This window comes from Virgibacillus oceani, from assembly GCF_014638995.1.
Classification (GTDB): Bacteria; Bacillota; Bacilli; order Bacillales; family Amphibacillaceae; genus Virgibacillus_E; species Virgibacillus_E oceani.
In genome coordinates, this window is the sequence record NZ_BMFR01000012.1 from 42,358 (window position 1) to 63,730 (window position 21,373).

Sequence of the window (21,373 nt, forward strand, 5' to 3'; positions counted from 1 at the left end):
TAAGTGTTGATTTACCTCAATTCTTCATTTAGTTTCTTTGCCTCATGTTTAAAATAAAGGTAAAAACATAACCACATAATTACATAACCAACAATAAATAATATGGCTGTAATCAGGATGCTTGTTACATTAAATGGAATCCACCCAATTCCTACAGATAAAATAAAAAATAGTATCGTAACGGTAATGAAATGAAGTATTGTCTGGTGATGCAGTTTAAGAAAGGGTAGTTCAAAATAGAGTGGTGAAGTTGAAAAAAACCATCCGCAGAAAATAGAACCTAATGAATTCTTAAAAAATGTTCCACTGTCAATCGTTTCATAGCCGCCAAAATAAATGAAGGCAAATGTTATCAAAACAGATACGAAAGCACCGAAAAAGATTCCAATCATGCTTCTGAATAAAAAGGTTTTCATTTCTTAATCCTCCTGTTCATTTTTAATGATTCTTTAATTTGACGAACATAATGTCTTGAGACGTATTCTTTCACACCTGATTTGAAATAAACGCAGAGTGTACCGTTAAATGAAGCTTCGAAACGACTTAGTTCATAAAGATTAGCGATAACCGACTTTGAAATCCGAATAAACTGTTTGGAAGGTAACATTTCTTCGAGCTCAAATAACTTTTGTTTTAATTTAAATTCCCCCTTTGAGGTAACTGCAAAGACAATATCCTCCCTGGAATAAATATAGTGAACGTCATTTGGTCGCAGAATGTGCTGCATGTCACCATTTCTTCCTACGATAAATTCCGTTTCTTTCCCTTTTAGGAAATCCAGAATCTCCTTAATAGTGTCATCCATTTCATTACATTGGATCGTAACATGAGTTTCTTTATGTTTACTGTCAATATCAAGTGATACCTTCATTTTTAAACACCCCTATCTGTCACCTTATTCGTATTGTATTTCTTTTTTAACTTTATGTCTTTATAATCTGGGGGACACGTTGAATTAGAGAGGTAAATTGCATATTGAGTCATGCAAGATACATTAAAAACACACCTATCAGGGCAGAGTATCTAGCTGATGGGTGTGTTTATAAAGTGTATTAAATTCGACTTTTATTCATCTTTTTTGTAATAGATTGATTTTCATACATGGAAACCAAAGCAGTTCCAAGTGAAATAATTACGAGCAGCCCGCCGACAGTTACATTGTGTTCGATGGAGGCTTGTTCAATGACGGCACCGCCAATTAAGGATCCGATTGCTATTCCTAAATGAAGTGATGAGTTATTTAGACTCTGCTGGATGGCAGATGTTTCAGGTGAAGCTTCGATAAGGTAGCTTTGCATGGCTGGAGAAATTGCCCAGCTCATCATTCCCCAAATAACAAGTACAAATAAAAATACGGCTAATATAGAAGTTGTATATGGAATTGTAAAAATTGCTACAGCAAATATAACAATAGAACTAAGAATCGTACGTTTGGTTCCAAAGAGATCTGCAAATGTACCACCGATCCCGCCGCCACTTACTGCTGCAATTCCAAAAATGAGATAGATAATACTGACCCAATTTCCTTCAAGCCCCAACACTGTTTTTAAATAAGGTGTTAAATAGGCATATAATGTTGTATGCCCTGCAATAAATAAAAATGTTGTTGCTTGGGCGAACAATATTTTGCGGTCTTTTAAGGTTGCCAGTTGTTTTCCTATTGGAATGGATGGTATTGGTTCGACTCTTTCCATTAATAAATACACACCGGCAATCGAGAGGATCGTTAATACGGTTATAAGTACAAAGGGAGCCCTCCAGCCAAAAGCGTTTCCAAGGGTTAACCCAATTGGAACACCTAATACGAGTGATGCACTAACACCCATAGACACGATGCCAATCGCACGTCCGCGGTATTTGTGATCGACAATGGTTGGAGCTATCGTCAAACATAAAATAATTAGGAGAGCACCACTTAGTGCGGAGATGACACGTCCTGCAAAGAGTATGCTGTATGTAGGACTGAAAACCGTAATGATGTTTCCAAGCAAAAATATCAATAAAGAAATTAACGTGAGTTTTTTCCGTTCTATATTTGCAGTTAGAATTAACAGAATTGGGGATGCGATTGCAAATATAAAGGAAAAAATTGTTATTAAAAGCCCAACCTGACCAAGGCTGACATGTAAATCAATTGCGATTAAATCTAATAATCCACCTATAATTAATTCAACCATCCCAACTACAAATGAGACAATCATTAAAAAGTATACACGCTTATCCATTCGATGACGCCTTTCTTCTTGAAGTTACGAATACAATAGTAAACTCATTTAGATGGAAACACAAGAGGATTGCAAAAAAAGGATGGTGTTCCATTTAACTTGCAAGTACATCCCATGATTCAATATTTGTATTTATTGAAATGTTCCTGTTGGTAAATTTTATTGCCTTTTACTACACAGCATCCGTAAAATGCGACGTAAATACTTGTGGTGATTTTGCATTATTTTGGACGCTCTTTGGTCCCGCAGCCCGTATACACTTCGCTTTCCGTGGGCGGCTGATGAGCCTCCTCACGCTGGGTGTTCGTCGTGTTGCAAGCATTTTCGGTGATGCTGCACTCCTCACAACTCGTAGCTAATTCGGTGGATGTTTTGCTCGTCGCTCCGGGGTCTCACCGATGCCTCATCTCCCACAGGAGTCTCCGTGTATACGGGCTGCTAGTAAGTGTATTTATAACGTAATCATGATTTCTTAAAGATATTATAGATACTTTATATTTAATAATTACAATCTATGCATGTACCGATATATATTAATTCCACTTCACTAGTCCGGCATCGCTGCGGGCGGTGACTCCTGCTCAGAAAAGCACGAGTCCGATGACACCAAAGAGTGGTTTTCTCGAGGAGGCTGAGGCCGTGCCCTAAGGTGTGCATCCGCCCGCAGCGATCCCGGACGGCGACCCGAGAATATTACGTCGCATTATATGTATTTTATGTACTAACAGCAAACTTTTAAATAGGTTTTTTAAAAAGTATATTGCTATTTTGTGATAATTGTTATACTATTAATATAACAGTTATTACAAAAATAAGGAAAGGAAGTGGTTTGATGTGTATATAAATCTGGATTTTGAATCAAACGAACCAATTTATACACAATTAAAACATCAAGTTATTGCCGGTATTGCAAGAAAAGAACTTGCGCCGGGTGAAGGGCTCCCATCTGTTCGAGCTATGGCAGCGGACATCGGCATTAACCTTCACACTGTAAATAAAGCATATCAGCAGCTCAAACAAGAAGGATTTATTTTAATTCACAGGCAAAAAGGTGTGGTGGTAAATCCTGATGGCGTTCCACAGGCCGACGAAAGTCACCGTGCAAGGTTGGAAAATACGTTACATCCTTTAATTGCAGAATCTGTCTGTCGTGGCATTAGTGAAGAAGAATTTGTGAAGCTTTGCAGTAAACAATTTCAAGAATTTGCAAAGGAGGAGAAGTAAATGGATTCATTGAATATCCTGCTGCTTATAGCAATTATGATTCCAGTCTTCATTTCACTGATGTTTGTACCATATTTAACTAGGAAAACGGAAAGCTTTGGAGTAACCATTCCAGAGGAGGTTTATCATTATCCAGAAATAAAGAGTATGCGTAAGCAGTATGTTTTCGTTACGGGTATATTGAGTACTCTAGTGATGATTGTTTTTTTCCTGCTAGGTTCAATGTTTGAAAATAATGAAGAAATGATGAGCATCTGGTTTGGAATATTGATTGGAGCATACATTGTTTGCAGCTTTATCGTTTATTTGGTATTTCATCATAATATGAAAAAAATGAAACATAATGAGGACTGGTCAGAGAAGAAGTCGCAGCTTGTGGTTATTGATACTGGCTTTCGTAAACAAAAGCTTAACCATTCTAATCTCTGGTTTATTATTCCGTTTTTTGCTGCAATCGCTACAATGGTTATTACGTTCCAAAATTATCATCTAATACCTGACAAAATTCCGATGCAATATAACTTAGATGGTGAAGTTACAAATTGGACGGATAAGACATACAAGTCCGTTCTGATGATGCCAATTATGCAGGTCTATTTAATTTTGCTGTTTCTTTTTATAAATACAATGATTGCCAAGGCAAAGCAGCAGGTAAGTGCCGAAAACCCTAAAGAATCGATGCGGAAAAACGTGATTTTTAGAAAAAGATGGTCAGCCTACATTATTATTACTGGAATAGCCATTACACTATTATTTTCTTTTATTCAGCTATCCTTTATTTATCCTATTAATCAGCAACTGCTGACGATTTTGCCGCTTGTAATTAGTATCGGTATAATTGCTGGTGCTATTGTTTTATCCTTTACAACTGGGCAAGGCGGCAGCAGGCTGAAGACAAGTGAAGACATAAACGGCAATGTTATTGATCGTGACGATGATCGCTATTGGAAGCTGGGGCAATTTTATTTTAACAAAAACGATCCGGCATTATTTTTAGAAAAACGCTTTGGAGTTGGCTGGACCATTAATTTTGCTCGTCCATCAGCGTGGATTATGTTTCTGGTTATTATCGGATTGGCGGTTGGAATCCCTGTACTATTGGGAATATAATCCCATAGCTTACTCTTTTAATTAAATTCATGGCATGCGATAATGGGGAAAATGGCAGATAAGGATGTAATTATGACGAAAATAATGGAACTGCATGTGAAAACGAGTGAAATAAAAAAATATAAGAACGGATTCCCGTTGATTACAAAAGATGCAATTAAAAGTACAGATGCGTTAGTTAATGAGGGAGATATCTTTCATTTACTGGACAATAATCGCCAATTTATTGCAAAGGGTTATTATGGTAAGCAAAACAAAGGATTCGGATGGGTACTGACAGGTAAAAAGGAAGAGCGGATTGATTTTCGGTTTTTTGCAGGAAGAATAGAAACTGCAGTAAACAAGCGGCAATCGTTATATACTGATCCAAATACAAATGCCTTTCGTATTTTTAATGGTGAAGGGGATGGAATTGGCGGGTTAACGATAGATTATTTTGACGGCTTTTATCTGATTAACTGGTATAGTGAAGGAATTTATGCGTTCAAGGAATACGTCATACGTTCCTTGGATGTACTAGGTCAATACAAAGGGATATATCAAAAGAAACGATTTAATACGAACGGTCAATATATTGATGATGACGATTTTGTAAAAGGTGAGCGTGGAGAGTTTCCTATAATTGTAAAGGAAAATGGGATGAATTATGCTGTTTATTTGAACGACGGTGCCATGGTGGGAATCTTTCTAGACCAACGGGATGTCAGAAAGGCTATTCGTGATAAATATGCGAATGGTAGAAACGTGTTAAACACCTTTTCTTATACAGGTGCATTCTCAGTAGCTGCAGCAGTTGGCGGCGCAGCAAAGACGACAAGTGTTGATCTGGCCAAACGAAGTAAGGCTAAAACGATTGAGCAATTTAGTGTGAATGGCATTGACTTTGAACAGCAGGATATCATTGTCATGGATGTGTTTGACTATTTTAAATATGCAAAGCGCAAGAATTTAAAATTTGATTTGGTTATCCTTGATCCTCCAAGCTTTGCACGTACGAAAAAGCATACATTCAGTACGTCAAAGGATTATCCGGCTTTGATAAAAGACACAATCGGGATTACAGAGAAAAATGGTCTGATTGTTGCGTCTACTAACAACGCAGCATTTGGAATGAAAAGGTTTAAAGGTTTTATTAATAAGGCATTCCGTGAAATGAATATACCGTATAAAATAGTGGAGGAATTTACGTTGCCGGAAGATTTTAAAACGCAGCAAAACTATCCCCAAGGTGACTATTTAAAAGTAGTAATCGTAAGGAAGCAGAAATAGTTCTAAAGGCAGGGTCCGTTTTTGGTATTTTACGGAGGCGGGCTTTATCGATATTTTACGTGATTAAACATATACTAGTGGTAAATCATTTTGTTACAGGAGGATATGGATGAATCGTACCGTTGAAAGAATACTAGGTATAATTGGAATAGCCATGGATGTATTAATCGCAATATTTGCGCTGGTTCTGCTGATTGTTGTTACAAGCAGCATTGATTGGATTATTGATCCTATTTCTACACAATTCGAATTTATAAATAACTTCTTATTTATATTTGCACAATTATTATGGATTCCAATTATTAGTTCATTGGTTACACTTACGCTTGGTTTAATTGCCGTAGTAAAAGTCAAAACGAACGCCAAATTAGCTGGGTCGTTATTCATTGCTGGTGCAGTAATAAGTAGCTGGTTCCTGTTTACGATAGGCTCTTTTCAATCTTTATTATATTTAGTTTCAGGTATTATGTGTTTTGTGAAAAAAACGGATAGGGAAGTTCCGCTTTAAGAACTCTAAAAGAAAAAACCAGCTGCGGATTATTCCGCGGCTAGTTTAATTTGGAGACCGTTTGTATCAACCATCAGTGCCTCTACTTGATAATCAGGCAGCAATGATTGAATGTGGTTTGCAGTAGTTTCTCCAGTTCCTTTTGGCACAATGGAAATCATTGTTGGACCAGCCCCGCTAATAACGGTACCATATGCGCCGGCATTTTTAGCAGCCTGTTTAATGAATTGGTAATTCGGTATTAGTTCTGCCCTATAAGGTTCATGAAATAGATCTTGTTCCATCATTCTTCCCGCTAGCTCGAAATTACCCGATATAAGTGATGCCATGACTAGATTGCTTATCCCGCTAGCCGTGGCCGCTTCTTTACGGGAATAGCTTTTTGGCAGTACTTTCCTGGCATCTTCTGTTTTTAGTTCGAACGTGGGTATATAGACAACAATATCTAAATTTAATGCTGGTAATTGAAAATAGTCAATCTCATTTTTAGGGGTTTTAACCGTAATGACAAATCCTCCAAATAAAACGGCAGCTACATTGTCGGGATGTCCTTCTATCTCAGTCCCGAATGCAAGCTTATCCTCAGGAGTTAAGGAAAGGCAGCATAATTGATTCGCTAGTTCAATTCCAGCTATTACTGCTGAAGCACTGCTGCCGAGTCCGCGAGCCAATGGGATTTCACTATCTATTTTCACCCTGCATGCCGGTAAAGACTTATTATGCCTATCCGCAAGACGTTTTGCGATTTGATAAATAAAATGATCCTTATAGTCAGTAAATGAAGGCAGTAAATGGGAGTTATGTTCAAACTCCCATTTATCATTTTCAAACACTTGTAATGTCAGATAACGATTTAAGGCAATTCCAGCTGAATCAAATCCTGGACCGATGTTTGCCGAGCTTGCGGGAAGTGAAAGTTTAAAACCTACCATGCCCCCACCACATCTTCTATATAGGCGGTCACAGCATCTAAGTCATTTGGGAGAGAGACAGGTTCAGTATTTAATTGCTCAATCGCTGTCTGTGGGTCTTTTAAGCCATTTCCGGTTAACACAGCTACAATCCTGCTTCCAGGCTTAATATCTCCGTTCGCACATTGCTGAATGACACCCGCAATCGAAGCACAGGATCCCGGTTCAGCAAAAATACCTTCTTTTCGTGCTAATAGTTTAAATGCATGCACAATTTCCTTATCTGTAACAGCACCAATCTTTCCACTTGATTCGTCTCTTGCATTTACTGCAAGATTCCAGCTTGCTGGATTACCGATTCGAATGGCAGTTGCAATTGTTTCTGGGTCTGTAATTACTTTGTTTTGGACAATGGCTGACGCTCCTTCAGCTTCAAATCCAAACATTTTCGGCAGTCCTGTTTGCTTTTTGTCGTGGAATTCCTTAAAGCCCTTCCAATAGGCGCTAATGTTTCCGGCGTTGCCCACTGGTATTGCAAGGACTTCTGGGGCAGCACCAAGCTGTTCGCAAATCTCGAATGCAGCTGTCTTTTGCCCTTCTAGTCGATATGGATTTACCGAATTGACAAGTGTAACAGGTGCATTTTCATTTACATGTTTCACCATTTTCAGTGCATCATCGAAATTTCCATCAATTTCGACAATCTCTGCTCCATACATCATTGCTTGTGCAAGCTTGCCTAATGCTACTTTTCCCTTTGGAATGACAATAACCGCACTCATTCCAGCTTTTGCGGCATACGCGGCGGCTGATGCTGATGTATTTCCAGTTGAAGCACAAATGACAGATGTACTTCCATCTTCGGCTGCTTTGGCAACAGCCATCACCATTCCTCTATCTTTAAATGAACCAGTTGGGTTGGCACCTTCCACTTTGCCGTATAGATCCACACCTAATTGGCTTGATAGATGTGGAAAATGAATAAGTGGTGTATTCCCTTCTTTAAGCGTAAGGGCAGGAGTTTTATCTGTTACAGGTAAAAAATCCTGATATTGCTTTAGCAGTCCTGGCCAATTCATTCCTCAACATCTCCTTCTACTCGATAAGAGCTATGTATACTTTCCACAACATTTAGTCTTTCCAGCTCAAACATAGCCTTTTCAAATTTCTCAAGCGATGTTCTATGTGTAACAAAGATGATTTCAGCTAGATTACTTTTACTGCTTGGTATTTGCAGAACTCTTTCGAAGCTTATATCCATTTCGTTGAAAAGATGTGAAATGGCAGATAACGCACCGGCCTCATCTCTGACATCCAGTCGTAAATAATGCTGGCTAAAACGCTGATCTGGAGGTGTTATTACACTTTTAAAGCGCGGTTTAATAAATTGTCTTCCATTAACACCTAATCGCATGTTTTTGATAACGTTGATGACATCTGACATTACGGCTGTTGCTGTTGGCAAGCTCCCTGCACCCGGTCCGTAAAACATTGTTTCTCCTACTGCTTCCCCGTTTACATAAACAGCATTGTATTCATTTTTTACGGCAGCTAATGGGTGTTCATTTGATAGAAATGTTGGTTGGACACTAACCTCAACATTTTGATTATGACAATTGGCAAAACCAATTAATTTCATTGTATATCCAAGTTGTTTTCCATATTGCAAATCACTTAATGTGAGGTTAGATATGCCATTAACCTCCACATCCTCCAATTCAATATCCGTTGAAAAGGCAAGTCTTGAAAGTATCGCCATTTTTCTTGCGGCGTCTAATCCCTCTACGTCTGCAGTTGGATCGGCTTCTGCAAAACCAAGCTCCTGTGCTTTTTTGAGTGCATCCTCATAGGTTGTGCCTTCTTCGTTCATTTTTGTAAGTATATAATTTGTTGTACCATTTACAATTCCCATTACCTGATGAATACGATCTGATACAAGCCCGTCTGAAAGCCCGCGCAAAATAGGAATACCTCCAGCAACACTTGCCTCATAAAATAAATCACACTGGTTTCTGCTTGCAGCGTCCTCAAGCTCTGGTCCATACAATGCTATTAAATCTTTATTCGCAGTTATCACATGTTTCTTTGCTTGAAATGCTTCTAATATATAATGTCGTGCTTGCTCCGTTCCACCCATCACTTCAACGATGACATCGATTTCCGGGTTTTTTAAAACTTCATCCGGGTCAGTGGTGAGAAGGGTCTGGTCTAGTTGAACATTACGTATCTTCTCCGGATCGCGGATTAACACACGTTTAATGTTTACATCGCATCCTACTTGATGAACGAGTTCTTTCCGATGGTTCTCGATGAGTTTAATAACCCCGGAACCGACTACACCTAAACCTAATAATCCTATTGATACATCGTTTTTCACATTCCCACCTCATTGTCCGTTTTAAATATACATTTGTATTCTGTTAATAGACATTATAAACACGAAAAGTGAATAATAACAATAGGTTTGGAAGTAATTTTTAGATTTATTTAATGTAAGGGTTTGCAAATTGGGAGATAAATTGAGTTATGGAACCCTTTTCCAATTAAGACGTATTTATTTTCATATAGTATTAATTGGAGGTGGGAAAATGAATCGTGATGGGGGAGGTCTTGCGTTTGTAGGGTGTTTAATTTTGGGATCGGGGATTGGTATGCTGTTTGACAATACGGCTGCGGGATCAACGATTGGACTTGGAGTAGGTTTTTTAGCTTTGGCTTTTTTCAATAAAAGGTAATGATGCGACACTAATTGAACGATTGTCCCATAAGAAAAGATAAATAAAAGGGTGAGAGGAGAAACCTAGAATGAAATATAAAAATACTGTTGAAGGTATCGAATCCAGCCAGCTTCAAGGATTCTTCGCGGGCTGGCCAAATCCACCTTCACCGGAAATACATTTACAGCTGTTAAAGCAAAGTACCAAGCGAATTATTGCTATAGAGGAGTCTAGCAATCAAGTAGTTGGTTTCATAACTGCTATTAGTGATACTATATTGTCCGCGTATATTCCGTTTCTGGAAGTGCTGCCATCGTATCAAAATAAAGGCATTGGAAAGCGGCTTGTTAGAATGATGCTGGATGAATTGGATGGTATTTATATGATTGACCTGATGTGTGATAAGGAGCTGCAGCCTTATTATCAGCACTTTGGCATGATTAAGGCAAATGGAATGATCGTGCGTAATTATAGTGCGCAGGCGGGGAAACAGGAACTTAAATGAATTGTTGATGTATGAACTAAAATAAATTTATATCGATCTGAAATTTGATAAATCTACTGAATATAAATCATATCAGCCTGAATCTAATATTCTACCAATTATTTAAGGTAACCGTACACTTTAAAAGACACGAGCTCATACTCGTGTCTTTCCGTATTTCCTAAACAATGCACCTTCATTGGTCATGGAGAAAATTGCTGTTCCAAGCGCTACAATAATAAATAAGCCGCCAACAGTTGCATTTAATTCAACAGTTGCATGTTCAATTACAATCCCGCCGATTAAAGATCCGAACGCAATTCCTAAATGAAGTGCGGAGTTATTTAAGCTTTGCTGAATATCAGCTGTTTCGGGTGATGCCTCGATAAGATAGCTTTGCATTGCTGGTGTAATTGCCCAGCTCATCATGCTCCATATAATCATTATTGCTAAAAATAATGGAAAGACAGCTGTTGTATGGGGAATTGTGAATATAGAAATTCCAAACATAACAATAACGGTTAGAATGGTAGATTTAGAACCAAATCGGTCGGCTAACGTCCCGCCGATTCCACCGCCAAATACTGCTGCAACTCCAAATAGTAAATACACGACACTCACCCACGTACCATCTAACCCCATAGTAGTTTTTAAAAAAGGTGTTAAATACCCATATAATGTTAAATGACCTGCTAGAAATAAAAATGCTGTTAATTGGGCAAAAAGTATTTTATGATTTTTCAATGTTGCTAATTGTTTTCTAAGTGAAACGGCTGGTTTTGGATTAATTTTGCCCATAAAAAAGTATACACCGGCTATAGAAACAACTGTTAAGAACGTAATAAAAACAAATGGTGCACGCCAACCAAATGCATTGCCCAGCATCAATCCAATCGGTACACCCAATACAAGCGAGCCGCTGACTCCCATAAACACAATTCCAATAGCGCGACCGCGATATTCCTTGGCTACAATGTTAGAAGCCAATGTTACACAAAGAACGACTAATAAAGATCCGCTAGCAGCAGCGATGATACGTGCGACCATCAGCATACTATAGGAAGGGCTAATAACCGCCAATACATTTCCTAATAGAAAGACGAGAAGTGCTTATAATGTGAGTCGTTTACGTTCGATACCTGATGTTAGGATCAGAAGGATGGGAGCTGCAATAGCATAAACCAGTGAAAATATGGTTATCAAGAGTCCTGCCTGTCCAATGCTAATATTTAAATCGTTTGCGACAATATCTAAAATTCCTCCGATAATTAATTCAACCATTCCAACTACAAAAGACACAATTGTTAATAAGTAAACACGTTTATCCATATGATGACACCCTTTCCATTAGGTTACCACTATAATAGTAACTTTTAATAGGCGGATTGGCAAGAGAGAATTTAATGCTTATTACGAAAAGCGTTGATTATGCTATGATGGAAACAAGATTGATATATAAGGAGTCTTAACTATGCTTCAGCAATTCGGATTCACCCAGTATGAAAGTCAAGTATACCAATCATTGATAACAGTGGATCAGCCTTTGGATGCGACAAGTATTGTTAAACGGTCTAAAGTACCACGTTCCAAAGTGTATGAGGTCCTTCATCGCATGATTGAAAAAGGTATCATTTTAGAAACCACCATTGAGAAAAAACGGCTCTATACAGCACTTCCAATCGATTCGATGGTTGAAAAACTAAAAGCCGATTTTGAAATGAATGTACAGCAATTAAGGAATACGAAGGTTAAGGAAACGCCGGTGGATGACCGTGTTTGGACATTAAAGGATGATCAATCCATACAAGCTTTTATGAAGGACTTACTGGAAAATGCGGAAACATCTATTTTCCTATCTGGATGGGCAGATGATATTGCAAAATATCTGCCAATAGTAGAAGGAAAGTACAGGTCGGGCATACCTGTTAACATACACGTAATCGGTGAAATAAAGTCAGCAATACCTACCATTTCAACGCTTGTCCCAGATATTGAACATGAGACACTTGAACGAAGCCGTATTCTTATAGTAGATAATATGGAGATGCTGTTTGCTGGAATAGAGGATGAAAAATGGCAGGCTATTCGAACGCAGTCACGTCCATTAGTTAAGTTTTTTACGGAGTTTTTTTACCATGATGTTGCATTGACCGAAATAACTGAGAAGTACAGGGACACAGTGATGAGGGATAAGGATATACGGGAGGTATTACTGAAATTGAGGTATTAGCGAGATAGAGGGCCAGACATCTTGTTATGTGACAAGATGTCTGGCCCTCGTCCCAATCTTTAATTTTTATCGTATGCCCCATACTCCTCGCCATAATATCGATTATAGCGTGATTTAAACTTGCCGAAAATATAAACGACAATCACTTTCAGAATTGCGTATCCCGGAATCCCGAGAATTACACCGACAATCCCAAATAAGTTTCCTGCCGACAGCAGCACGATAATAATGGTCAATGGGTGAATTTTCATCGTTCTTCCCATAATATTCGGCGAGATAAAATGGCCCTCTAGAAATTGAACCACTGCCCACACGATGGCTAGTTTTAATAGCATAAGCGGTGAATTAACTATCGCAATAATAATAGCTGGGGATATTGCGATCATTGGTCCAAGGTAAGGTACTACACTCGTTACAGCAGCAATAATAGCAAGCGTTATCGCATATTCGAGGCCAATAATCAGATATCCAATATATAATAGTACACCGATGCAAGAAGCCACGATGATTTGTCCTTGAATATAGGAACCAACCTGAACGTCCATATTATGAAGAATCTGATTGGCATCATCCCTATATTTCGGCGGCAGCAATTTCAGGCAATACCGTTTGAATTTGTCGCCATCCTTCAATAAGAAAAACAGAATAAATGGAAATGTAAAAATGGCAACTACTACATTTGTAAGTGTACTGGCCACATTACGCAAACCTTCAACAGCACCACCTAAATAATCACCAATTTTACTTGATAAATCACTTAAATTGGTTGATAGCCATTGATAGCCTTGTTCGTAGTAAGGGGCTAAAAAGGAATGCTGCACCCATGACGTAATTCCGTCTCCCATTTGTTTGACGTAATTTGGAAAATTGTTTACTAAATCTTTAACCTGGGATTCGATAGCCGGCGCTGATAAAAGAATGATACCCGTCAGCAATCCGCTGATTCCCAAAATGATGATGATAATTCCCCATACACGTTTAATACGATATCTTTCTAAAAAATGTACGATTGGATTCAGCAGATAATACGCTATAAACGCGAGAATAACGGGTGGAACAATGGTTGAGAAAATGATAATAACAGGGTTAAATATAAACGCTATTTTATCATATATGTATATCATAATTCCGATTAAGATCAGAATAACTAATCCAAAAAGCAAATCACGGCCGCCAATAAATTTCATAAATCGACTTGTTTTCATCTTTGATCCCCCTAGATTAACTAAATTATAGTCGAACTAAAAGGAAAATTCCATTTTAAAAGGTGTTTCCAGATTCATTTCGTATTAATAGACAATTTTTTTTGTTATACTTAAAAGTACCTCAATAGTTTCAAAAGGAGGAACACCCAGTTGAATCAAGGTGCTAAATTGCAAAAAGAAGCTATGCAAGTGCTTAAAGATACTAGCAGAACCTTTTACATACCGATAACACTATTAAAGCCTACATTAAAGAAAACAGTTGCCTCTGCATATTTATGTATGCGAGCGATAGATGAGATTGAAGATCACGAAGAACTGAAATCTGAAACGAAGCAGGAATTACTTAGGTCAACTAGCGATCTTTTAAAAACTGATTTTGATAATGAAGCTTATCGTAAGCTCCTGAAGCCATATGAAGCATTTTTGCCGGAAGTGACGTTACGGCTTGGGGATTGGATTGCTTTTTGTCCAATAGAAATTGTAGAAAAAATCAAGGAATCAACCAGTGTTATGGCTTCTGGTATGGCCGATTGGGTTGAAAAAGATTGGCATATCCAAAACAAACAAGACCTGGACGATTATACATATTATGTTGCTGGATTGGTCGGTGTAATGCTTTCTGATATATGGGAGTGGCATGACGGAACATCAACCAATCGTGATTTGGCAATTGCTTATGGACGAGGTTTACAAGCAGTTAATATTTTACGAAATCAGCAGGAAGATAGTGAACGAGGCGTGAAATTTGTTCCGGATGGATGGACCAGGGGAGATTTGTTTGCGTATACGGAAAAGAATTTAGCACTAGCTGATGAATATATGAAAGCTATTCATACTAAAAATATTCTGTTGTTTTGTAAAATACCGTTAGCACTAGCCAAGCGAACGCTTAAAGCATTAAAAAGCGGAAAGGAAAAGATGTCCCGTAATGAAGTGGAAGAGGTTGTTGAACAGATTACAAATGAATAAATGTGAAGGACCACTATTCTTTGGAATGGTGGTTTTTTAATAAAAATTTAATAATTTTTATAGACTCCATTAAGATTTATCGTTCATAATAAAATATAATATAGTATCCAGCAGGTGATAACTTGTCTATTAAGAAGCGATTATTATTCTCGAATATAGCAATGATTATTATTCCAATTGTGTTTTTCTTCCTTATTGAACTGATATTAGGATACGTTATCTTTTATATAGCTGACGGAGATCCGGAGGGAGGATATTTAGGTACGTTTATCAAGTTACGATTTATTGGATTGTTGCTTATCCTAGTAATTACGAACGGCCTGCTGACGTATTTTGTTTCAAAAAGTATTATTAATCCTATAAGGAAGCTCTCTAGGGCTGCAAAAGAAATTAGTAATGGGAATCTGGAATTTAGTATTAAGTCAACGAAAAATGATGAACTTGGTCAGCTTTCTAACACTTTTGAATCAATGCGTGTAAATCTTAAAGAGGCTGAAGAACTTAAGAAACGCTATGAGGAAAGCCGTAAAGAATTGATTGCAAGCATATCGCATGATCTGAAAACACCGATGACTTCGATTAAAGGATATGTGAGAGGGATTCGCGATGGTGTAGCTAATACACCGGAAAAGATGGAACATTATATGGATATCATTTATACAAAGGCGAATGATATGGATCAATTAATTGATGAACTATTTTTATATTCGAAATTGGATCTTCAGGGGATTCCTTTTGAGTTTGAAAATATTGATCTCCATCTGTATTTTAAAGATTTTATCGATGAATTGAGGTTTGATTTAGAGCGGGATAATTGGGCGGTGTCATATACTGTAAACACAGAGGATTCTTATATTGTTATGGCGGACAGAGAAAAATTAAAACGTGTCGTAATGAATATTGTTCAAAATAGTTTAAAGCATATGGATAAAGAAAAGAAAGAGATGCAATTTATTTTACAATCCGAATCAGACCAGGTTGTTGTAGGAATAAAAGATAACGGGAAAGGGATGGATGCGATGGTTATTCCATTCATTTTTGATAGCTTTTATCGGACTGATTCCTCAAGAAATTCAACAACTGGAGGCAGTGGACTTGGGTTAGCCATTGCTAAAAGAATTGTAGAAGGGCATGGCGGAACTATTCGGGCTGAAAGTAAACCTGGTGAAGGGACAAGTGTTTACTTCACCTTGAAAAAACCTTTTAACAAGAAGGTGACATAATGCAGAAGGTTTTAATTATTGAAGATGAACAGAGTATTGCTGAATTGGAAAGGGATTATTTAGAAGTAAACGGGTTATCCAGTGATATTGCCATGACGGGTGAGGAGGGATTAAGGAAAGCATTGGCAGAATCCTATGATTTGATTCTACTGGATCTAATGCTTCCGGGAATAGATGGCTTCGAGCTTTGTAAAAAAATCAGGAAGTCAGTCGATATTCCTATTTTAATGGTAACAGCTAGAAAGGAGGACATTGACAAAATTAGGGGATTTGATCGCGGTGCAGATGATTATGTCGTAAAACCATTTAACCCTAATGAATTAGTCGCACGGGTGAAAGCTCATATAGCAAGATATAATCGTTTAACCAACCGCGAAAAAAAGCAGGGTGATATTCAGGTTAAAGATTTATTTATTGACCGTAATTCGCGAAGGGTGCTGGTTAACGAGGAAGAGAAAATATTTACTGCAAAGGAATTTGATTTATTAACCTTTTTAGCGACAAATCCAAATCAAGTATTCAGTAAAGACCACCTTTTTGAACGGATATGGGGAATTGATTCGATGGGGGATATTTCAACAATTACCGTACACATTCGAAAAATCAGGGAAAAGATTGAAGCGGATCCGTCTAACCCAAAATACATTGAAACAATATGGGGTGTTGGGTATCGCTTTAAAAAATAATATGACTGGAAAAACGCGGGAGTTCAACTTTGAGCTTCCGTGTTTTTTCATGAATTAATGTGCCATTCATTCTTAAGAAATAGTTAATAAATATCTAATTGTTATTTTATAAATGGATTGTAAGCTATAAAAAGGGTTAGGAAACAAGTCATCATTAATCATATTATTAGGAGGAACAACGCTCATGGGAAGGTTTACAAAAATTGGTGTTGGGAGAACCATCTATCTTCTATTAGCAATCCTGTTTACTTGTAGTGTTGTATTACAGTTCTTTTTAGCTGGAGCTGCAACCTTTGTAAGTCCTTTGAACTGGATGCGCCATACCACTTTTATTCATTTGTTTGGATTCAATATCCCTATTTTTATGCTTTTGTTTGCATTTATAGGAGGGCTGCCAAGATGGGCATATTGGCAGGTGTTTGGTCTGCTCGTACTCATTTTTTCAATGTATTTCACAGCGAATATGATCGCTGATTTTCCGTGGATAGGTGCGGTGCATCCAGTAATAGCTGCATTATTATTCTTCCAGTCCTGTGTAATGGTATCACAGTCATGGAAATTTATTTTTAATAAAGGAGAAGGTGAGAATTAAAATGAGATTGTTTTTAGCTGTTATCATTGGTTTATTTGGGGGATTCATTCTGGGGATTGCATTATCAAGCTTTATCGGGATTATTGGTTTAACTTTATTTGATCTACCAATGGGTATTAAATTTTTGCCATATTATACTGCGATAATTTGTGCTGTACTGGTTCCGGTAATTGACCAAAAAAGCGGAAGTGGAAAAAGGAGTAATTAATAAAATTAGCAAACGATAACGCTTGGATATTATATCCAAGCGTTTTAATGGTATATATAGAACTTCCCAAATGGCGGTCTGAAGATGGGAGATGGTGATTCTCAATTCTCATACCAGAAGCAGAGCAATCGACCGATACGGCAGTTCCAACAGTCGATTCTCAGGCTATTTTAAAAGTATAGCAACGGATTTGATGAAATCGGCCAATCCTCCAATTTCATCAAATCCGTTTTCAGATGATGCTTATTTAAAAACACTTTCCTAAGCTTTCTTACTGTTTAAGCAATGCTTTTACACCAAGTACAAGCAGTGCGGCAGAAAATACAACCATGGCAATTCCGCCAACTAATCCAAGAAAATCGGCTACAGCTGGAGTTATGACAGCCGAAGTCGGAACATTGGCAAGTGCAAACCCCGCCACTACACAGTATAAATAGACTAAAGCTAAGTGATGCATAACCATTCCCTCCTTTTTATAATCTATGAACGGGCTGCTTTCTGTGCTTGTGTGTCAATTTTTTAAATATTACTTTGACAGATAGAGTAATATTAAGTATGATTACTCTATCAGGTAGAATAGTGAAAGGTAAGGAAGTGTCAATATGATTAGAAGCGATATTATTCGCGGGCATTTGGATTCGATTATTTTGCGCTTAATCTTAGAAAAGGATAGATACGGTTACGAAATATCTAAAGAAATCAGCACACGTACAGATAATCGATTTCAAATTAAAGAAGCAACATTATATGCGGTATTTCAGAGGCTGGAAAAAAAGGAACTAATTGAGTCGTATTTTGGGAAGGTTTCTAAAGGCGGTAAGCGGAAGTATTACAGAATTACCACGCTTGGTAAAGCATATTTAAAGGAAACCGTTGCTGAATGGGAAATAACCAAAGAAATCATTGATCTATTTATGGAGGGATTAAATTGAGGAAGCTAAATAATCATGTGCAGGAGTTATTTCGGGATGTTCCGGAAAGTGAGCAAAAAAATGCAGTTATGCAGGAAGTGATGCAGAACCTGGAAGAAAAAGTGTGGGATTTGATGGAACAAGGAAAGGGAGAAGAAGATGCGATCAATAAAGCAATTGTTGATTTTGGTGATATTGGAGATTTGAAAAAAGAGCTTGGTATTAAAACGCCTGCAAAAAAGGATCATACAAAATTAAATCTCGGTTATTCCGTATGGGGCAGTCTTTTAATTATTTCGCTGTTTGTTTTTATTAACTTTTACTACACACCAGAGATTATTTGGTTTGTTTATCCAACATTTGCTGTATTATGGTGGCCGTTAACCATGTATTTTAAATGGCAGCGCAGCAAGTAAGGGGGGATTCCTAATGAAAAAACTTGATGCAGGTTTTGCAGTTGCTGGAAGTGTAATGACTATAGTCTTTTTAGTGCTCGTTAATCTTTTGACAGGTACAGGTTATTTGTGGTTCATTTATCCCTCGTTTGCCATTTTGTTATGGCCAATCGGATTGTATTGTGTCCAAAGGAAGAGACAAAGACTGCTGTCAATTTGCTATAGTGTGCTCATAATTGCATATTTGATATTCGAGAATTATACAAATTCACCCGATCACCCGTGGGTACTATATATTGTTTACCCAATTATATGGTGGCCAATCCTTGTGTTTTTGGGAAAACGTGCAAAGGCGATGCCTGTTGCATGGATAGGAAGTATCAGCATAATTCTTTACTATGCTGTCCTAAATATCAATCTGTCACCGCAATATCCATGGGCAATTTATCCAGCTTTCGTCGTGTTATGGTGGCCACTTTCTTTATATCATGCTAAGAGGAAAACGTACTTTCTATTCTCTATTCATGCAAGCATCTTTATTAGTGTATTTTTTATTGCTGTAAATGCCGTTTCGACTCCAGATACTATTTGGGCAGTTTATCCGATATTTTGTGTGCTGTGGTGGCCATTAAGTATGTATTATTTTGTGTATAAAAGAAATTTGAAAAACTGATTGGAGGTTGTACGGTTGTGGGAGAGAAAGAGATTTATATCCTATTCACGGATACGGGAACATTATTTACAAGATTGATAAAGTTGTACACCAAACAATCATATAATCATGTATCCATTTCTTTTTGCGATCATCTAAACGATATATACAGTTTTGGTCGTTTAAACCCTTCAAATCCTTTTGTTGGCGGATTTATCCAAGAAAAAATTGATATGGGATTGTTTGAAAAGGCAGTATGCAAAATATATAGCTGCACAGTTACAGAATCAGAATTTGAACAAATGCGCAATAAGGTTAGGCAAATAGAATTAAAGAAAGACATGTATAAATATAATTTATTCGGTCTTTTTGCAATCATTTTCAATTTAAACTTGAGTCGGAAAAATGCCTTCTTTTGTTCTCAGTTTGTTGCAACCATATTAAAGGAAAAAAGGGGTTTACTTAACAAATCACCAAATTTAATTAAACCTGGAGATTTAATGAAATTGAAACAGCTTCGTCTAATTTATCAGGGTAACCTTAGTTTGTATCCAGTTCATTCAAATGAAGACCTAATGAAAAATAATGTAGCATTACAAGTTCATGCTTGAGGTAAATAGAGTGTGTATACGCTTAGGGATACACACTCACATAATTTAACCATTAGTAAGGATTAAAAGCACTGGAACGCCTCAACCCTGTCTAAATCTATTCCGAAGTAGACCCACCGAAATCCGGTCCATCTAAATCCAGCTATTGAATTCCTGCCTAGGAAAACAGGGTAAAACCAAAAAGCATCTCTTCTTAGCCAAATATAAGTGAAGCGGAATAAACATCTTCTAATTGCTCCCGGGTCGACTGCAAAGGTTTGAAATTGCGGCTGTTCTGGCGTGAACGATGGCGGTGGAGAGGTTGGTGCATTAGCAGACTGACCTCCACCGGGAAATCCACCCCCTCCTGGACCAGGCTGCCCTCCTCCTGGAAATTGACCACTTCCTGGAAATCCTGGGAAACCTCCTGGACCTACACCGGGAAATCCAGACGGACCACCGCCAGGGAACCCTGATTGTCCCCCGCCTGGAAATTGGTTATTAGGAAAACCGGGAATGTTAAATTGTCTCTCATCTTCATAATATGGGTATTGATCATAATTCATTTGAAAAACTTCCTCCCTCGAAAAATCCTTCTCTTCACTATATGGTTATTCGTCTATTGTGGTATGGGCACTTGACCGAATAATTATCAATGGAATAAGGGGATAGTAATCATATGGAGGTGAAAGTTCTTGAATAAATTACTTATACTTATACTTTTTCTTTCTGCAATTTCTTTTAACGGAGTAGAAATTAGTGCACAATCATTTATTCAATGTCCAAAGTCAGGTGAACTTGTAAAAGTCCCAGCAAAGGATAAAACAGAATTTCTTGATGCATTAAAGAAATTAGTTCCCAAAATCTACGAGCAAGGTGATTATGCAGAGATGTACACCGAATGGGAGGTAAAAGCAGCCGTTCCTTTTCCAAATACCGTCAATAATAAAAAGAACGAGGTATATTATGAAATGGCCAAGAATTTTTGTGGAAAGGAAGTTGCGGATAAGTCATGGTTAGCAAGATTCTATTTTCCTAAATGGGAAGGAAAAAGCGCAAGTGCGTTAGAAGGACAAATTTTCGCGGCCAAAAGTAAGGAAAAGGGCTGGTTTGTGTGGTTTAGGTATCATTAAACAATTTATTTCCCTTTCAACTTTAATTGCATACAAAAACACTTGCTATTATGTATTAAGCATGATAATATTGTTCTACAATTTTCGAACGGAGGTTTTTAAAATGGCATTCATTAAATTCCGATTAACTA

Annotated in this window: 26 protein-coding genes and 1 pseudogene; 17 read left to right on the plus strand and 10 right to left on the minus strand. The window is 37.6% G+C overall.

The annotated features are described in order from the left end of the window. Nucleotides 1-11 precede the first annotated feature (11 nt). From IEV74_RS13745 to IEV74_RS13755, 3 genes are all read right to left on the minus strand, one after another. Nucleotides 12-416 (minus strand): DUF3021 domain-containing protein, encoded by a 405-nt coding sequence (locus tag IEV74_RS13745; RefSeq protein WP_188455951.1) that lies wholly within the window; start codon nt 414-416, stop codon nt 12-14. Next, nucleotides 413-871 (minus strand): LytTR family DNA-binding domain-containing protein, encoded by a 459-nt coding sequence (locus IEV74_RS13750; RefSeq protein ID WP_188455952.1) that lies wholly within the window; start codon nt 869-871, stop codon nt 413-415. The genes IEV74_RS13745 and IEV74_RS13750 overlap by 4 nt, the downstream gene beginning before the upstream one ends. Before the next feature lie 181 nt (nt 872-1,052). Then, nucleotides 1,053-2,225: an MFS transporter gene (locus IEV74_RS13755; RefSeq protein WP_188455953.1), complete on the minus strand. Its 1,173-nt coding sequence runs from the start codon at nt 2,223-2,225 to the stop codon at nt 1,053-1,055. A gap of 834 nt (nt 2,226-3,059) precedes the next feature. Between IEV74_RS13755 and IEV74_RS13760 the strand changes: the two genes are divergently transcribed. The 4 genes from IEV74_RS13760 to IEV74_RS13775 all read left to right on the plus strand — a co-directional run bounded on the left by IEV74_RS13760 (nt 3,060) and on the right by IEV74_RS13775 (nt 6,336). Then, on the plus strand, nt 3,060-3,449 hold the full coding sequence (locus IEV74_RS13760; RefSeq protein WP_188455954.1) for a GntR family transcriptional regulator: 390 nt from the start codon (nt 3,060-3,062) through the stop codon (nt 3,447-3,449). Further along, entirely contained in the window at nt 3,450-4,559 is a 1,110-nt protein-coding gene (locus tag IEV74_RS13765; protein WP_188455955.1) for a DUF1648 domain-containing protein, read from the plus strand. Nucleotides 4,560-4,601: 42 nt separating this feature from the next. Then, on the plus strand, nt 4,602-5,828 hold the full coding sequence (locus IEV74_RS13770) for a class I SAM-dependent rRNA methyltransferase (protein ID WP_373284354.1): 1,227 nt from the start codon (nt 4,602-4,604) through the stop codon (nt 5,826-5,828). Nucleotides 5,829-5,937: 109 nt separating this feature from the next. After that, entirely contained in the window at nt 5,938-6,336 is a 399-nt protein-coding gene (locus tag IEV74_RS13775; RefSeq protein WP_188455956.1) for a DUF4064 domain-containing protein, read from the plus strand. A gap of 29 nt (nt 6,337-6,365) precedes the next feature. Here the strand turns inward: IEV74_RS13775 and thrB are convergent, their stop codons facing one another. The 3 genes from thrB to IEV74_RS13790 are packed head-to-tail and all read right to left on the minus strand — an operon-like array spanning nt 6,366 to nt 9,624. Further along, nucleotides 6,366-7,268 carry a homoserine kinase gene (gene thrB, locus IEV74_RS13780; RefSeq protein WP_188455957.1) on the minus strand — a complete coding sequence of 301 codons (903 nt, stop codon included), beginning with the start codon at nt 7,266-7,268 and terminating at the stop codon, nt 6,366-6,368. Further along, nucleotides 7,262-8,326: a threonine synthase gene (gene thrC, locus IEV74_RS13785; RefSeq protein ID WP_188455958.1), complete on the minus strand. Its 1,065-nt coding sequence runs from the start codon at nt 8,324-8,326 to the stop codon at nt 7,262-7,264. The genes thrB and thrC overlap by 7 nt, the downstream gene beginning before the upstream one ends. Further along, nucleotides 8,323-9,624, minus strand: coding sequence for a homoserine dehydrogenase (locus IEV74_RS13790; protein WP_188455959.1), 1,302 nt, complete (start codon nt 9,622-9,624; stop codon nt 8,323-8,325). Before IEV74_RS13790 ends, thrC begins: the two co-directional genes overlap by 4 nt. Before the next feature lie 211 nt (nt 9,625-9,835). Here IEV74_RS13790 and IEV74_RS13795 point away from each other — a divergent pair, with 211 nt between their 5' ends. Together IEV74_RS13795 and IEV74_RS13800 are read left to right on the plus strand one after the other, a co-directional pair. Then, nucleotides 9,836-9,982, plus strand: a complete 147-nt coding sequence (locus IEV74_RS13795; RefSeq protein ID WP_188455960.1) for a hypothetical protein — start codon at nt 9,836-9,838, stop codon at nt 9,980-9,982. 70 nt (nt 9,983-10,052) lie between these two features. Beyond that, nucleotides 10,053-10,469 (plus strand): GNAT family N-acetyltransferase, encoded by a 417-nt coding sequence (locus IEV74_RS13800; RefSeq protein ID WP_188455961.1) that lies wholly within the window; start codon nt 10,053-10,055, stop codon nt 10,467-10,469. 135 nt (nt 10,470-10,604) lie between these two features. On the opposite strand, the pseudogene IEV74_RS13805 reads toward IEV74_RS13800, so the two are convergent. Next, nucleotides 10,605-11,777, minus strand: a pseudogene (locus IEV74_RS13805) (MFS transporter). 142 nt (nt 11,778-11,919) lie between these two features. Between IEV74_RS13805 and IEV74_RS13810 the strand changes: the two are divergent. After that, nucleotides 11,920-12,678, plus strand: coding sequence for a TrmB family transcriptional regulator (locus IEV74_RS13810; RefSeq protein ID WP_188455962.1), 759 nt, complete (start codon nt 11,920-11,922; stop codon nt 12,676-12,678). A gap of 59 nt (nt 12,679-12,737) precedes the next feature. Here IEV74_RS13810 and IEV74_RS13815 read toward each other — a convergent pair whose 3' ends face one another. Beyond that, nucleotides 12,738-13,883 (minus strand): AI-2E family transporter, encoded by a 1,146-nt coding sequence (locus tag IEV74_RS13815; protein WP_188455963.1) that lies wholly within the window; start codon nt 13,881-13,883, stop codon nt 12,738-12,740. Nucleotides 13,884-14,033: 150 nt separating this feature from the next. Between IEV74_RS13815 and IEV74_RS13820 the strand changes: the two genes are divergently transcribed. From IEV74_RS13820 to IEV74_RS13840, 5 genes are all read left to right on the plus strand, one after another. Continuing rightward, nucleotides 14,034-14,852, plus strand: a complete 819-nt coding sequence (locus IEV74_RS13820; RefSeq protein ID WP_188455964.1) for a squalene/phytoene synthase family protein — start codon at nt 14,034-14,036, stop codon at nt 14,850-14,852. Nucleotides 14,853-14,974: 122 nt separating this feature from the next. Beyond that, on the plus strand, nt 14,975-16,075 hold the full coding sequence (locus IEV74_RS13825; protein ID WP_188455965.1) for a sensor histidine kinase: 1,101 nt from the start codon (nt 14,975-14,977) through the stop codon (nt 16,073-16,075). Then, complete coding sequence (locus IEV74_RS13830; RefSeq protein WP_188455966.1) at nt 16,075-16,761, plus strand: response regulator transcription factor; 687 nt, start codon at nt 16,075-16,077, stop codon at nt 16,759-16,761. Before IEV74_RS13825 ends, IEV74_RS13830 begins: the two co-directional genes overlap by 1 nt. A 184-nt stretch (nt 16,762-16,945) precedes the next feature. Next, nucleotides 16,946-17,353, plus strand: coding sequence for a DUF6220 domain-containing protein (locus tag IEV74_RS13835; protein WP_188455967.1), 408 nt, complete (start codon nt 16,946-16,948; stop codon nt 17,351-17,353). Nucleotide 17,354: 1 nt separating this feature from the next. After that, nucleotides 17,355-17,561, plus strand: a complete 207-nt coding sequence (locus IEV74_RS13840; RefSeq protein ID WP_188455968.1) for a DUF5957 family protein — start codon at nt 17,355-17,357, stop codon at nt 17,559-17,561. A 271-nt stretch (nt 17,562-17,832) separates the two neighbouring features. Here IEV74_RS13840 and IEV74_RS13845 read toward each other — a convergent pair whose 3' ends face one another. Next, nucleotides 17,833-18,018 (minus strand): hypothetical protein, encoded by a 186-nt coding sequence (locus IEV74_RS13845; RefSeq protein ID WP_188455969.1) that lies wholly within the window; start codon nt 18,016-18,018, stop codon nt 17,833-17,835. Nucleotides 18,019-18,163: 145 nt separating this feature from the next. Here IEV74_RS13845 and IEV74_RS13850 point away from each other — a divergent pair, with 145 nt between their 5' ends. The 4 genes from IEV74_RS13850 to IEV74_RS13865 are packed head-to-tail and all read left to right on the plus strand — an operon-like array spanning nt 18,164 to nt 20,130. After that, complete coding sequence (locus IEV74_RS13850) at nt 18,164-18,493, plus strand: PadR family transcriptional regulator (protein WP_188455970.1); 330 nt, start codon at nt 18,164-18,166, stop codon at nt 18,491-18,493. Further along, the gene (locus IEV74_RS13855; protein ID WP_188455971.1) at nt 18,490-18,888 is read left to right on the plus strand and encodes a permease prefix domain 1-containing protein; all 399 of its coding nucleotides are present in this window, start codon (nt 18,490-18,492) and stop codon (nt 18,886-18,888) included. Before IEV74_RS13850 ends, IEV74_RS13855 begins: the two co-directional genes overlap by 4 nt. Nucleotides 18,889-18,901: 13 nt before the next feature. Next, the gene (locus tag IEV74_RS13860; RefSeq protein ID WP_188455972.1) at nt 18,902-19,540 is read left to right on the plus strand and encodes a 2TM domain-containing protein; all 639 of its coding nucleotides are present in this window, start codon (nt 18,902-18,904) and stop codon (nt 19,538-19,540) included. Nucleotides 19,541-19,557: 17 nt separating this feature from the next. Then, nucleotides 19,558-20,130, plus strand: a complete 573-nt coding sequence (locus IEV74_RS13865) for a hypothetical protein (protein ID WP_188455973.1) — start codon at nt 19,558-19,560, stop codon at nt 20,128-20,130. A gap of 62 nt (nt 20,131-20,192) precedes the next feature. Here the strand turns inward: IEV74_RS13865 and IEV74_RS13870 are convergent, their stop codons facing one another. After that, nucleotides 20,193-20,675 carry a hypothetical protein gene (locus IEV74_RS13870; RefSeq protein WP_188455974.1) on the minus strand — a complete coding sequence of 161 codons (483 nt, stop codon included), beginning with the start codon at nt 20,673-20,675 and terminating at the stop codon, nt 20,193-20,195. Nucleotides 20,676-20,804: 129 nt separating this feature from the next. Between IEV74_RS13870 and IEV74_RS13875 the strand changes: the two genes are divergently transcribed. Further along, complete coding sequence (locus IEV74_RS13875) at nt 20,805-21,242, plus strand: hypothetical protein (RefSeq protein WP_229683197.1); 438 nt, start codon at nt 20,805-20,807, stop codon at nt 21,240-21,242. Nucleotides 21,243-21,373 lie beyond the last annotated feature (131 nt).

Coding starts and splice junctions, on each gene's coding strand:
- IEV74_RS13845 (WP_188455969.1), bottom strand. CDS start 18,018: ATGCATCACTTAGCTTTAGTCTATTTATACTGTGTAGTGGCGGGGTTT.
- IEV74_RS13750 (WP_188455952.1), bottom strand. CDS start 871: ATGAAGGTATCACTTGATATTGACAGTAAACATAAAGAAACTCATGTT.
- thrC (WP_188455958.1), bottom strand. CDS start 8,326: ATGAATTGGCCAGGACTGCTAAAGCAATATCAGGATTTTTTACCTGTA.
- IEV74_RS13800 (WP_188455961.1), top strand. CDS start 10,053: ATGAAATATAAAAATACTGTTGAAGGTATCGAATCCAGCCAGCTTCAA.
- IEV74_RS13850 (WP_188455970.1), top strand. CDS start 18,164: ATGATTAGAAGCGATATTATTCGCGGGCATTTGGATTCGATTATTTTG.
- IEV74_RS13810 (WP_188455962.1), top strand. CDS start 11,920: ATGCTTCAGCAATTCGGATTCACCCAGTATGAAAGTCAAGTATACCAA.
- IEV74_RS13835 (WP_188455967.1), top strand. CDS start 16,946: ATGGGAAGGTTTACAAAAATTGGTGTTGGGAGAACCATCTATCTTCTA.
- IEV74_RS13860 (WP_188455972.1), top strand. CDS start 18,902: ATGAAAAAACTTGATGCAGGTTTTGCAGTTGCTGGAAGTGTAATGACT.
- IEV74_RS13745 (WP_188455951.1), bottom strand. CDS start 416: ATGAAAACCTTTTTATTCAGAAGCATGATTGGAATCTTTTTCGGTGCT.
- IEV74_RS13755 (WP_188455953.1), bottom strand. CDS start 2,225: ATGGATAAGCGTGTATACTTTTTAATGATTGTCTCATTTGTAGTTGGG.
- thrB (WP_188455957.1), bottom strand. CDS start 7,268: ATGGTAGGTTTTAAACTTTCACTTCCCGCAAGCTCGGCAAACATCGGT.
- IEV74_RS13770 (WP_373284354.1), top strand. CDS start 4,602: ATGGGGAAAATGGCAGATAAGGATGTAATTATGACGAAAATAATGGAA.
- IEV74_RS13795 (WP_188455960.1), top strand. CDS start 9,836: ATGAATCGTGATGGGGGAGGTCTTGCGTTTGTAGGGTGTTTAATTTTG.
- IEV74_RS13840 (WP_188455968.1), top strand. CDS start 17,355: ATGAGATTGTTTTTAGCTGTTATCATTGGTTTATTTGGGGGATTCATT.
- IEV74_RS13765 (WP_188455955.1), top strand. CDS start 3,450: ATGGATTCATTGAATATCCTGCTGCTTATAGCAATTATGATTCCAGTC.
- IEV74_RS13775 (WP_188455956.1), top strand. CDS start 5,938: ATGAATCGTACCGTTGAAAGAATACTAGGTATAATTGGAATAGCCATG.
- IEV74_RS13830 (WP_188455966.1), top strand. CDS start 16,075: ATGCAGAAGGTTTTAATTATTGAAGATGAACAGAGTATTGCTGAATTG.
- IEV74_RS13870 (WP_188455974.1), bottom strand. CDS start 20,675: ATGAATTATGATCAATACCCATATTATGAAGATGAGAGACAATTTAAC.
- IEV74_RS13815 (WP_188455963.1), bottom strand. CDS start 13,883: ATGAAAACAAGTCGATTTATGAAATTTATTGGCGGCCGTGATTTGCTT.